The sequence below is a fragment of the Acidipila rosea genome (genome assembly GCF_004339725.1).
Lineage (GTDB): Bacteria > Acidobacteriota > Terriglobia > Terriglobales > Acidobacteriaceae > Acidipila > Acidipila rosea.
The window spans coordinates 20,235-32,701 of record NZ_SMGK01000006.1; the positions used below are offsets into that span (position 1 = coordinate 20,235).

The 12,467-nt window shown below is 53.8% G+C and carries 11 protein-coding genes and 1 tRNA gene; 4 read left to right on the plus strand and 8 right to left on the minus strand.

The window, feature by feature from the left end:
* Positions 1-27: 27 nt before the first annotated feature.
* From C7378_RS15240 to C7378_RS15260, 5 genes are all read right to left on the minus strand, one after another.
* Positions 28-792 carry a TrbG/VirB9 family P-type conjugative transfer protein gene (locus C7378_RS15240; protein ID WP_131998696.1) on the minus strand — a complete coding sequence of 255 codons (765 nt, stop codon included), beginning with the start codon at positions 790-792 and terminating at the stop codon, positions 28-30.
* The gene (locus tag C7378_RS15245) at positions 789-3,293 is read right to left on the minus strand and encodes a VirB4 family type IV secretion system protein (protein ID WP_131998698.1); all 2,505 of its coding nucleotides are present in this window, start codon (positions 3,291-3,293) and stop codon (positions 789-791) included. Before C7378_RS15245 ends, C7378_RS15240 begins: the two co-directional genes overlap by 4 nt.
* Positions 3,293-3,595 carry a VirB3 family type IV secretion system protein gene (locus C7378_RS15250; RefSeq protein ID WP_131998700.1) on the minus strand — a complete coding sequence of 101 codons (303 nt, stop codon included), beginning with the start codon at positions 3,593-3,595 and terminating at the stop codon, positions 3,293-3,295. The genes C7378_RS15245 and C7378_RS15250 overlap by 1 nt, the downstream gene beginning before the upstream one ends.
* Positions 3,596-3,652: 57 nt before the next feature.
* The gene (locus C7378_RS15255) at positions 3,653-3,982 is read right to left on the minus strand and encodes a TrbC/VirB2 family protein (protein ID WP_165876836.1); all 330 of its coding nucleotides are present in this window, start codon (positions 3,980-3,982) and stop codon (positions 3,653-3,655) included.
* Positions 3,983-4,234: 252 nt separating this feature from the next.
* Positions 4,235-5,188 (minus strand): LysR family transcriptional regulator, encoded by a 954-nt coding sequence (locus C7378_RS15260; RefSeq protein WP_131998704.1) that lies wholly within the window; start codon positions 5,186-5,188, stop codon positions 4,235-4,237.
* Between the two features lie 721 nt (positions 5,189-5,909).
* Between C7378_RS15260 and C7378_RS15270 the strand changes: the two genes are divergently transcribed.
* Positions 5,910-7,244: a site-specific integrase gene (locus C7378_RS15270; protein WP_131998706.1), complete on the plus strand. Its 1,335-nt coding sequence runs from the start codon at positions 5,910-5,912 to the stop codon at positions 7,242-7,244.
* A 5-nt stretch (positions 7,245-7,249) separates the two neighbouring features.
* On the opposite strand, the gene C7378_RS15275 is transcribed toward C7378_RS15270, so the two are convergent.
* Positions 7,250-7,325: transfer RNA gene (locus C7378_RS15275), tRNA-Ala, on the minus strand.
* On the opposite strand from C7378_RS15275, the gene C7378_RS15280 reads away from it, so the two are divergent.
* The 3 genes from C7378_RS15280 (at position 7,293) to C7378_RS15290 (ending at position 9,624) form a co-directional block, all read left to right on the plus strand.
* Positions 7,293-8,129: a hypothetical protein gene (locus C7378_RS15280; protein WP_131998708.1), complete on the plus strand. Its 837-nt coding sequence runs from the start codon at positions 7,293-7,295 to the stop codon at positions 8,127-8,129. The two genes, C7378_RS15275 and C7378_RS15280, sit on opposite strands and share 33 nt — an antisense overlap.
* 107 nt (positions 8,130-8,236) lie before the next feature.
* On the plus strand, positions 8,237-8,944 hold the full coding sequence (locus tag C7378_RS15285) for an RNA polymerase sigma factor (protein WP_131998710.1): 708 nt from the start codon (positions 8,237-8,239) through the stop codon (positions 8,942-8,944).
* Entirely contained in the window at positions 8,941-9,624 is a 684-nt protein-coding gene (locus C7378_RS15290; protein WP_165876837.1) for a zf-HC2 domain-containing protein, read from the plus strand. The genes C7378_RS15285 and C7378_RS15290 overlap by 4 nt, the downstream gene beginning before the upstream one ends.
* A 466-nt stretch (positions 9,625-10,090) precedes the next feature.
* Here C7378_RS15290 and C7378_RS15295 read toward each other — a convergent pair whose 3' ends face one another.
* On the minus strand, positions 10,091-11,254 hold the full coding sequence (locus C7378_RS15295) for a lactonase family protein (RefSeq protein ID WP_243648292.1): 1,164 nt from the start codon (positions 11,252-11,254) through the stop codon (positions 10,091-10,093).
* A 4-nt stretch (positions 11,255-11,258) separates the two neighbouring features.
* On the minus strand, positions 11,259-12,305 hold the full coding sequence (gene obgE, locus C7378_RS15300) for a GTPase ObgE (protein ID WP_131998714.1): 1,047 nt from the start codon (positions 12,303-12,305) through the stop codon (positions 11,259-11,261).
* Between the last annotated feature and the right edge of the window lie 162 nt (positions 12,306-12,467).

The window sequence follows — 12,467 nt, forward strand, 5'->3', positions numbered from 1 at the left end:
ATTTTGTGTTCTGGTCATCCATTTGCTTTAGCCTTTGCGAGAAAATTCCATGCGCTTCTTGCCCAACTCCACATAACCTGAATCCATGATTTTCGGGATGATGTAGGTGCCGTCGCGAAGTTCGTAATTGATAAGATTCGGTTTTCCATCCTTCATTTCGTACACACTGAACTTTTCTGGCGCATTGGTCTTGATATACGTGAACTTTCCGTCATGGTAGATCGACTGAATATCGAAAGGAGCTTCATTCACCTTGTAGTCGTAGTCGAATTTCAGTTGCAACGGATAAGCGCTCTTATACTCATCGACCGCTTGGGTAATGTGAGACTGCACGGCGGCGAGTTCCTGCTTCGACTGCGCCAGTTGAGCGGCAGGAACATACTGCGGAGGCCCTGACGACGCGACGATAGAGGAACGGTCGGCAGGTTCAACGAGCACTTTGAGATCCGGTATAGAAGAGGTTCCAGACACATCCTGCAAGGTGAAACTGTAGATATTGCCCTTGTCAGTAATGAGATTTAAGTTCGAACTGATGCCCGCCTTAGCCGGATGCACGAAGCAGAAGTTTCCCACTACATCGACAACCCAGAAGTCCTTATCGCCGGTAGCCGCTTCCATTATCTTCTCGGTGGGCGGCACCTCAATCAGGGTGGTGTACTTCAGCTTCGCGTGTATCGGCACGATGTCTTGTGAGTGATACTGCACGGTGCGGGCCGAAGTATCCTGCGTAACGGCCACAGCGGAGGTAAGAGCCAGGGTAGCCCCGGCAATGGCGGCGAATGGGCGGTTCATACGGCAGCTCCTTGATGATTAGTGTGAATGGCTTCGGACTCGGACCGGGGCCGGAAAGGAAACTCATACGCAAGGCGACGTAAGCCGTCGGCAATACCGAAGCGCTCGAAATACTCGCGCTTCTTGAGATTGTCGCGGGCGTTGTTGGTTGCCATCCAGTGCGAAATCGAATCGACGTTTAACTGGACTCTCTTGGAAGACTGAGCCTTGCGAATGAGCATCTGGCCGGGTGGAATAAGCCCGGCAATCAGGTCGAGTTCCATATCGTTCAGGTGAAAGGCTTCGCGGTATACATCGCGGTCCATCTCCGGGTTCGCAAGGAAGATTTTCGTCGGACAACTCTCAGACACGATCTGCAACATGCCAGATTCCTGCAATTCTTTAATCGATTGCGTGGCCAAAATCATGGCAGCATTGTGTTTGCGCCAGGTCTTCTGCGCCTGGACGACATAGTTGCGGATCGTCTCATTCTTGATAAACAGCCACGCCTCATCCATCAGGAATGTCTTAAAGGTAGCTAGTTTCTGCGGATCGGCTATCTCATTGCTGGCCCGGTGTAGCACATAGAACAGCAACGGTTCGAGAACCTCCGGTGTGTCGTTCCAGCCGTGAAAATTGAAAGTCTGGAAACGACTAAAAGAAAGCGTATCCTCGACGTTGTCAAAGACAAAACCATACTGACCAGAGCGGGTCCAGCGATGCAGGCGTTCTTTCAGTTCTCCAATGATGTTGGCGAAACTCGATAAGGTGCGCTGCTCCGGCTCCAGCATGTACGTTCGTTCGATAGCATCCCACAGCTTGCGCTCTTCCTTGAAATCCAGCCGATAGCGTTGGTCATTTCCCTCAATGAGCACACGGAAGAAGCTGAAAAGAAATTGCAGGTTCTCCTTGGTGAGCGCTAGCGAAAAGGGATTGATGGTGAAATCTCGCATTTCCTGGCCGACATTCAAGTAGCTGCCGCGAAAGATTGCCGTAAGCGATTGGAAGCCGCTGCCGATATCGAAGATGAACGTGAGCGGCGCGTACTTTTGCGCATTCTGCAATAGGAAACTGCAAAGATAGCTCTTTCCACTCCCCGTCATTCCAAGAATGAGTGTGTGGGCCACCTCGCCGTTGTGCAGATTCAGGAAGTACGGCGTACTATTGTCGGTTTCGAGCACAGCCAGGTACTCCGTGCCGAGGTATGCGTTCGTCTTTTCGCCCGGCAATACCGTGAACAGAAAACTGAGATCGGCGTAATTGGCATTTAGCAGATATAACCTGCGGAGATTCAGCGCATAATTGCCGGGCACAGTGGCAAAGTACGCATTGAGCTGGTTGTATGTCTCGGCAAACAGGTTGCCATCCGCGTTGGTAAAGATGCCTGTGAACTCGCCCACAAGTTGTTCCAATTCCGACTTCACGCGGCTATAGAGAACAATTGTGAGCGAGAAATCGCCTAATGATTGACCATCGCCCAGAGCGCGAAGGCAGTCACCCAGATTTTCAATGTCGGCTTGCTTGGATTCATCCACCAGTACATCACGAGGATTTGTCTGGGTCGCGTCGTTGCCAATTTGTGAGACGAAGCCAGTCTTAGACATATTGAAGTGGCGACGTCGTTTGTTTACTTCCTTGCGGGCCTTGTCTGCCGAAAGCGCCGTCCATTCAGTCACAACATAGAAGTTGGCAGGAATCTTCAGCAGAGTGTCCAATACCAGAGGCCGCGTTTCGGTAATGGCCTCTTTCATCGTAAGCACACGAACGAAGTGATCTCCCACGCGCAGATGATCACGTTCCGCTTCGATATCGGAGTTGACAACTTGGTAATCGAGAAACTGCGTAGAATGTGGCTTGCCCGCAATGCGCCAATCGTCGTAGTTCAGCAGCCGACGAAAGAAGCGCAGTTGGCCTTGCTGTCCTAGCACCTCAATGTGCATAAAGTCAGCGAGTTGCCGTGTGAATCCCTGAGCACGCTGCTCCAGTTTTGCCAGATCGTGTTCAATCTGTGAACGCAGCAAGGTTTTCATACTGCCGCTGATAAATTGCGCCTTAAGTTCACCGATTGCTCCAGCGGGATCACGCACGAGACGAGCGAATGCGGTGCCAAGGCCGGTTTTTGATCGTGCGCCTTCGAGCATAATGCAGTAGAAGATTTCAATTTGGTAAAGGCGGTCGCACTTCGACATAAAGAACTGACGCCGCTGCTCGATGGCAGCTTCCACAATGGGGTCGTCGTACTTGGCAAAAGGAATGTCAGGCCGATTGGATTTGAAGAGATATTGATAGATATGGAAGCCTGGCCCGAAGGACTTCAGTGCCGCTTCCAACCGATTGACGGCATACTCCTGCTCCGCAAAATCCAGGCTTTCGTAGTCAACGCCGGGGACGCGCAACACCATACCCAAATCGCCGCTCTTGGTGAGGAATGCCGTTTCGTTCCAGAAGCCATACAGGTTAATATGGTCATTCAATGATGCCGAGTTCTTCCACGGCTTGATTGCTTTATCGAGTCGCAGCATCAGCGAACCTCCACGCGCGGAATCTGCTGCTTGGCGGCGTCATAGCGGAGTTTGTACCTCTCCGATTTGGCGAGAATACGGAGAAAAGCTGGATCGCTGTTCGTCACCCAATGGCCGAAGACAAATCCTCCCATGAAAACAGCGATGCCCGCCAGAATCGAATCAAAGAGATTGAATGTGCCGACTGCACCGACGCAGACAAAGTAAAACAGAGTACGCTCTACACCCAGGTAAGTGAGAGGTTTATGCAGGCTTTTGAAGACCCGATTTGTACGTCTGGATTGTGGCTTCACGTCTGGCATAAACCCCTCGTTGTGCTCGCTGCAATGGAAGGTTGAGAGTGGATAGGTGAGATGTGCTTACACACCCCAAAGCCAACTCAGGACGTTCACAGCGAGGACGGCAATACCAGTTCCAGCAGCGACGCCAGCCAGCGCTTTTTTCGCGCCTGGCTCGCCGTGCGCAAAGCTGTAGCCCCCCATCACAATCGCGATCAGGCTGGCGACCTTGGCAATTGTTCCGGTAAAGAGGTTTTGTAGTGCGGTAAACCCAGTATCGAATGGCGACCCGCCAACTTGCGCAAAAGCGAGTGCCGGGAAGACAACAAGCATAGTAAATAGAGTGAGGGTTGGAAGAATCCGGAGGTGGGCAATCCTCCGTCGAATAGTGAGTTTGAACTGAGCGATCATCAGTACCTCCAACGGCCAGGTTCTTGCCGTCATGTGTCAGAAGGTAGCGTCGCTAATGCAATTCGTCCAAGACTTCTTATCTATGGTGCAATAGGTCGCGTCTATGGCCATTCCTCGGGCCACGATTATCACTAGCCGAAAAATGCAGTCTTTGATTTTGGCGACGGACCATTAGACGGAAACACATCAGTTGACAATAACAAGGCAGTTCATTCACTGAAATGGAAGAGTGCTTGTATTGCCAATTTTCGATTATGCAAGCAACTCCAGCTGAAGTCCCTTCACATGTTTTCGGCGTGCAGGCCGCTTTAGAGGCTTGCCGTTCCCCAACTTTCGCAAATACCGGACCAAAATTGGAAGCGCTAAGTGCTCCGCATTATTGTGATGTACGAATGCGGTATCGACTGTCCAACGTATCCCCGCAATTGGCCTACCTGTGAGGCCTGGATAAAGCACGGTCCTCTGATCCATCAGAGCTAGACCGCATCCTGCCTGAACCATGAATTGTATGTCGGCTGGTGTTGCTGCCAGGGAGGACACCTTCGGAAGAATTTTGACTTCAGATAACATGTTCATTAAACGAGCATGGGCCGCGGGATGCATTTCCGGATCTCGAAAAATTGTCAATCTCTCTGTGAGCTCTGCTGGCTGGATTTCAATTTCCTCAGCTAGGGGATCGTCAGTTCGCATACAGACAACGAGTGGACTGCACGCGATTTGTTCAAATACCCAATCGTCACCGGTAATCGGCATAGGAAGCAATGCCCCATCCAATGATTTTTCTTCCAATCGATGAAGAATATGCGAGTGATTGCCGCTCGACAATTGCATTTGGCAGTCGGGAAATAAGCGGGCATAGGCATCGCGGAAGGATTGAAGGAGTTCTGGCTGGACGAAGCAGGAGAAGCCGAGCCTCAGAATGGGTATTTCTCCTCGATAAATGGCACGAGCTGCTTTGACGGTCTCCGTTTGTTCTGCCAATGCCGACTCAGCATAGGAAACGATCATCTCTCCTGCGGGTGTACAGTACACGCCCGTACGATCACGAAGGAAAATTGGGAATCCGAGGGTATCCTCAAGGTCTTTGATCTGAGCACTGAGCGAAGGTTGGGCCAGGAATAGACGTTCCGCTGCCCGCGTGAAGTTCCCGGTCTCTGCAACCGCCAGAATGTATTTCAGATGCCTGAACTCTATGAGGACTGACATAGCCCGTGATCCCTCTTTCGGTCGTGCGCAGAAGCCCTTCGCTATATGCTTCTGTGGAAAATCAATCTCAAAATTAAGAGTCGATTGAGAAAACAGCTAATGTCAATCGGGTACTTTTGAGTACCCTGAGCGCTCTTGTCACAACTTTCGCCATAGATGAAATCTTGGTTGCCATAGATAGGAAGTATTGGACGATCCAGGTTGGTCGCATCACACTTGGTCCAGAGGCGCGCGATGCCCGACATCAAACGGGTTGGGTACTCTTCCGAAATTGCTTTCAAGCGAATGCCGAGCACGGGAACGTATCGATTATCTAAAAGCGCCCGATTACCAGGAGGACAAATGTCACAGTCACACGGGCTTCGAGACCTTCGGCTACTGGACAGGTCCATTGCATCTCGCGAGTCTCATCAACAGATGCCCTCATTTGAAGAATTGCAGCGGCCATTTCCAGTTCAGCGCGTAACCCAAATCGATCCTCTCCTTACGGTCGAAGATGTCGCGGAACGGCTCAATGTAACCAAAGATTGGGTATGGGATCACTCATCAAGAAAAGCCCCATATCTTCCCGTGATTCGCGTGGGTGATGGGACACTTCGCTACCGCTCAAGCCAGATCGAAGAGTTTGTCAACGAACGTGAGCGCCTCTCCATTTTGCGAAGGAAACGCCGGTAAAATGGAGGCAGGCCCAATTGTTCCCGCCACAGAACTGAGGGATTGAATGGGTACATCGCACCAACGGGGGTACGTTACCCTTCGCGGTAAGCAGTGGTACGGGTATTTCCGCAAAGTGGTGAATGACCCGACCACTGACGAACAAAAGACCGTTCGCGTTCCGGTCATTCTCGGGCTGAAGTCAAAGATGTCCAAGTTCGAGGCCCGCGAAGCACTGCAACGCGAAATCACAAAACAGATAGGGAAGCCGGGTTCCCCTACCAGAGTCATGAACGACGGCTCTGTCACCTTTGCCTGGTTCGTCAAGAATCGTTTCCTTCCGTTGAAAGAGGCCGTCTGGAAAGAAGAGACGGCTAAAACAAAAACGATTCTGATTCAGTCTGATCTCGTCGATCCGCTCGGGGAGATTCCGCTGGCAAACTTCGACAAGTTCAGCTTGCAGCTTCATTTGAACAAGCTGGCTATAACCCGATCCAAGGACACAGTGTTGCAGATGCGCGCGTACCTTCGAGACATCTTCGCTGAGGCGGTCGATCAGGACTTCCTTACCAAAGACCCTGCGCGCAAAGTGAAGGTGCCCACGCAACTGCGTGAGACTGACACAACAACGCTTACCTGGGATCAGCTCGGCCTTGCTCTTGCAGAACTGACTCTGCGGGATCGCATCCTGCTTGAGTTGGATATGACGAATGCTCTCCGTCCGAGCGAGTTGCTGGCTTTCCGGTGGAAGTGCTTCGACTACGATGCCTGCACGTTGAAGATCATAGAGACCGTCTACAAGGGCAAGATTCGTCCCTGGGGAAAGACAAAAAAGAGTCTCACGGTCATCCATATTCCGCAGAAGCTCGCGGACGATCTGGAGACATGGCGTGTGGAGTGTGAGGAGCGAGCCCGGGAAGCGGCGTCGAAAGATAAGAAGAAGTCGCCGGAGCTGTCGCCGGACGACTTCATCTTCGCCAACGAAGTTGGAGGGTTCCTCGATACCGACAACTTTCGGAAACGAGTGCTTCACAAGCTGGCCCGCAACCTGGGACTGCCGAAGCTGACGTTTCAGGTCATCCGGCGCACGATTGCAACTCTGGCTCAGAAGAAGGGTACAGTCAAGGACGTGCAGGGCGTGATGCGCCACTCACGGACCGCGACGACAACCGATGTCTACATGCAGGAGATTCCCGAGAGCGTGCAGGCGACGGTCAACTCCATTAACCGGGAGCTGAGGAAATCGTCGGAAAAGAATCACCGAAAGACGGTGAAGCCATTGCCGGATGCGGTGACTTTGGGAGGGAAGGTGCTCAAGCACGGCGCTGTGTCTGTGAAGGTGTTTGGAAATTTGACACCAAATGACACCAAGCGGGAAAGGAGGGAGCTTGCAAGTTGTTGAATTATTGGTGGACCTGATCGGGATCGAACCGATGACCTCTTCCATGCCATGGAAGCGCGCTCCCAGCTGCGCCACAGGCCCACTCAGGGGTATCCTTATTGTCGTGCACGCTGGCTGATTCGTCAAACCGACTCAGACCAGTTCTCCGCTGAACGCAACCCGGCGATGCGCGGAAGCATCGTGGAAGATAGGTTTATGAAGAATTTCAAGGATTTTAAATGCTTCTCGAAGGTTATTCTTTTCCTGATCATGCCGTTAGTTGCCTCAGTAGGGAGGTCCTATGGGCAAGTATCCATGCAGGCACAACCAAATGAGTCGGCAGGGCAGCAGGCGTCACTGCCCAAGACAGGTGATTTGCTTGGGCCGGCCCTCGCAACCGTGACCCATGCACTCTCTACCCTCAATATTGAGAAGTGGAAGACTTCGGGTTCGATGCGGAACTCGGCCCGGCAGGACGCGGCTTCGATCCAGCGTGATCTTGATGGAACGCTACCCGGGCTGATTTCTCAGGCGGACTCGTCCCCTAGTTCAGTGGCAGGGTCGTTCGCCGTCTATCGTAACGTGGATGCCCTCTACGACGTGTTGTTGCGGGTGACTGAGACGGCACACGTTGGCGCTCCCCGAGCTGAATCAGGTGAGCTTGACTTTGCACTGAGCCGCCTCGAGGCAGCACGGAAAACGCTGGGCGACGGGATCATGAATGCTTCGCAGGAGCATGAAGCTCAGTTAGTCAAACTGCAGGCCGCCCTCAGGGCCGCGGCACAGCCGGCGAAGCCGCCAGTAACTACAGTTGTGAATGACGGCCCTGCGCCTGCTGCTGTGAAAGCAAAACGAAAGCATAAAAAAGTGGTCCACCCGACTGTGCAGCCTCAGCAGCCCCAGTAAGTTGCACGGGAACAAGCCCAGTTCGAGTGGTGTCTAAGAGGATGTGAGGCTTTCCGCGCGCGTGCAAAGAGGCTAGTGTTCCTGTTAGTGTAGGAGGGAAAATCTACATGCAAGCGGGAAGTGCATTGGGAAATCTGGTTAGCGCGCTGGGAATCCGGGCCGAAGAGGCTGCGATCATTGAGCAACTCAAGGCTGGTTCAGAAGAGGCCTTTTCGTGGCTTATCGCACAATATCATCAGCCGATTTACAGCCTTGTTGCACGCACCATCCAGAATCCTACAGATGCTGCTGACTTAACCCAGGAAATCTTTGTCAAGGTCTATCGCGGTATTTCCGGCTTCCATGGTGATGCCAGCCTGCGAACCTGGATCTATCGCATTGCCCTGCACGAGGCCTCGAATCAAAGGCGCTGGTGGTCCCGTCACCGGAAGCAGGAAGTGACGATCGAGGCTGAGACTGCGGATGCCATCGATGGATATTCCACCTGTCTGAAAGACACATTGGTCGATCTTCACGAGTCTCCTTTTGACGCTGCGGCTCAGCAAGAGGTACGTGAGCGGGTGGAATCGGCAATACGGCTTGTGCCGGAGCCTTTTCGAGCCGTGATAGTGCTTCGCGATATTGAAGGATTTGCCTACGAGGAGATTGCCGAGATCCTCAACCTAAATCTCGGTACGGTGAAGTCGCGGCTGATGCGCGGACGCGCACACTTGAAAGCCCTGCTCGCCCCATTTGCGCAAGCTGCCCAGAAGCGTCCAGTTGGTTCCTCGCGGGAGGCCATGATCGGCTCTTCCGGCGTTCGGGAGGCACAGTGAACCCTAGGAGCGAATGTGAACATGCCCGAGCGCAGTTTTCCGGTTATCTTGACGGAGATCTGACTGGAAAGGCCATGCAGGAGCTCGCAGCGCATTTAGCGTGCTGCCCCGGCTGCAATGAAGAATTCGAGGGGTGGCGGAGCATCCAGCACTTTGTAGGTCAGCTGGGACCGGCAAAGCCGCCGGCAGATCTCTCCCTGCGGCTGAGAATTGCCATCTCCCGGGAGCAGGCGAGTACGTTCCGGCAGCGGGCCGCCCGCTGGCAGGTTCGATGGGAAAACACCGTACGCCCACTGATGTTACAGGCCTCTGCGGGACTGGCGAGCACAGTTCTGCTGATTGGAACCTTACTGCTGCTGATCGGAACCTTTGCGGCTCCAGAGCCACTTTCGGCTCGGGACGAGCCTTTAGGGATGGCAACTAGCCCGCGTTTTCTCTATTCCACCTTTGACGATATTAGTTCTTCAGCAGCCAGCAATCCTGTGGTCGTTAAGGCGTATGTGAACGGAGACGGCAAGGTATATGACTACCGTATCGTTTCCGGGCCCACTGATGCCAAGACGAAGGAGGCGGTCGAGAACATGCTTGTTTTCAGTGTCTTTGAACCTGCCAGGATTTTTGGCGAGCCGGTTCGCGGTCAGGCGATTCTTTCCTTTTCGGGAGTTGCTGTTCAGGGTTGAACAGTAGGTCTAGAAGGTAAGGAGCAGTGACAAATTAATGACGCGACCTGGAGCTCAGCTTTCCATAACCACAGCGAGCCTAAAGTAGTTCGCGATGGAAGATGTCATCCTTCTCTTCGCAAGGAGAGCAGATGCAGCCAACAGCGCACCCGATCAACAGGGCTATTCCCGCTGTGATGATGAGAGCCGGAGCGTAATCACTCCAGTTTGAGAGATGGGTAAAAAGGGAATGAATCCTTGTGAGCCACATAAAAATGCCACTCGATCTCTCTGTATAGAGCCTAAATCTGTCGCGCGGGTTTTCTTTGTTCTAGCGCAGGCAGAAGAATTCTGAAGACGTCTTCATCTTTGCATGAAAATGGCGGATTGAGAAGTTAAATTTAGCCATTCATTCGCTTCGTTATCCGTGGAACGCCGTTGGGAACTCTATCGGCAACCTGCCTGGTGATCTTTAGGCGAAGCCGGGTTAAACAAAGACCAGACACTGAGGCTTGATACGGGCGAACGATCTGGCTGTGTCGGCCAGATGGCCTGTCCGCACATCGCGACGGATGACCGCAATGTTGTCAGACTCCTGGTTGGCAACCAGCAGCCAACGCTCCGTGGGATCTAAAGCTATGTGGCGCGGCACTTTACCGCCGCAGGTTGTGCGGGCTATCTTGGTTAGCGTTCCATCTTCAGGGTTGACCTGAAAGCTGGTTATCCCATCGTAAAAGCGATTCGCAACATAGACGAATGTTCCCTTGCGATCAAGGACAACCTCAGATGCTGCTTTCTGGCCAGTGTAGTCAACTGGAACGAGGCTCAGGCGCTGGACAGAGGTCAAGACCCCCTTCTCAGTGTTCCAGTGGAGCACCTCCACGGCCGAACCCATCTCATGAACGCAATAGGCCCACTTGCCGTTAGGGTGAAAGCGCAGAGCGCGAGGGCCCGACCCGGGGGTAGCATTCCACTGCGGGGGATTGTTTGGAGTCAGCGCGGCGGTGGCTGCATTGAGCTGGTAGACGTGGATACAGTCCAGCCCCAGGTCGTTGACCAGTAAAAAGCGATTATCTGGAGACACCGTTACGCGATGAGCGTGTGGACCCTCCTGCCGGGCGGCGTCAGGGCCATGACCGTGATATTGGAAGTGTGAGACAGCCTGGCTGAGAGCCCCTGAAGCATCAGCATGAAACGAAGCGGCGCTACCGCCTGTGTAGTTCGCACAGAACACTGCATGGCCGGTATGGTCTACGGCGACGTTGCAGGTCCCGGAGCCCGTGGCCGATACTTCGTTGATCAGGGTAAGACGTCCCTTTGCGCGATCAATGCTGAATGCGCTGACCGCACCGCTGCCGGCGCCACTGAAGTGCTCGATCTCATTTGCCGCGTAGAGGTGACTGGCGTCCGGAGCTACAGCCAGAAACGTCGGATTATCCGACTCGACGGCCAGACCCATCAGCTTCAGGTCGCCCTCTACCGCGTCCCAGTGGTAGGCATAGATGCCTTTGCTCTGTGGCCCTGTCTGTGTGCCGGCAAACATCAGGGTGCTCGTCTCAGAGGCAACATAGTCAGCCCACAACGGGCGCGCGGCAAACGATGCGAGAGCGGCGGTCTTCAGGAAGCCGCGGCGGTTGAGCTTAACATTCACAGGACTATAGTCTCACAGGACTTACAGCAGCAGACTCTGCCTGCCGCGAGGTTCTGACACGTTCGCCAATGGCGTAGCGCAGAGCATCGACGCCCTGGCCCGTAACCGCGGAGATGGTATAGAAAGGCAGCTTGCGTCGTTTCGCCATGGATTGCAGCTTCTTGAGTTTGTCCGGATTGGCGACGTCGGACTTCGACGCGACAACGATCATTTCCTTCTCTGCCAGGCCGTGGCCGAAGCTTTTCAGTTCGCCCATGATGACCTTGAAATCCTCAACCGGGTCCGGTCTGCCGCTGCCATCCGAGACATCCACGAGGTGGACCAGGATTCGAGTGCGCTCGATGTGCCGCAGGAATTGCACACCAAGTCCTGCTCCCAGATGTGCGCCTTCGATGAGGCCCGGAATATCAGCGACTACAAAGCTCTCTTCATGGGGTGCCTCGCCAATAGTCACGACTCCAAGATTGGGTTCCAGGGTGGTGAACGGATAGTCGGCGATCTTGGGTTTGGCTGCGGAGATGCGCGAAATCAGGGTGGATTTGCCGGCATTGGGATAGCCGACAAGACCTACATCCGCCAGCAGCTTCAACTCGAGGCGGTAAACCCGCTCTTCGCCGGGACGGCCCATCTCGTGTTCCCGGGGAGCCTGGTGGGTGGAGGTGGCAAAGTGCTGATTACCGCGTCCGCCGCGCCCGCCTTTGGCGATAACGATGCGCTCGTCAGGATGCTGGAAGTCGTGGACGAGTTCGCCCGTTTCCTGATCGTAGAGAGCTGTTCCCACGGGAACCTTCAGGATGAGATCGTCGCCATCCTGACCAGTACAGTTTGAACCCATGCCGTGTTCTCCACGGCCGGATTTATGCTCGGGGTTAAAGCGAAAATGGACGAGGGTGTTGTGCCGCTCGCTGGATTCCATGATGACGTCGCCGCCATGGCCCCCATCTCCGCCTGAAGGGCCGCCACGGGGGACGAATTTTTCGCGGCGGAAGGCCATACAGCCGTTACCACCGTCTCCCGCTTTGACCTTGATTTTTGCTTCGTCAATAAACATTTCTTTTAACTAGTGTAGCGAATCGGTTATTCTCTGAGCACTTTCCGGATTTATCTAACTCGAAGATAAGCGTGTGCGCCCATGGAGCGCACTCGCACTAACGCCCATAGCCCTTCGCCCCCGATCGACATGACTATCTGCCGCAGCGGTTATTTTGGCCGA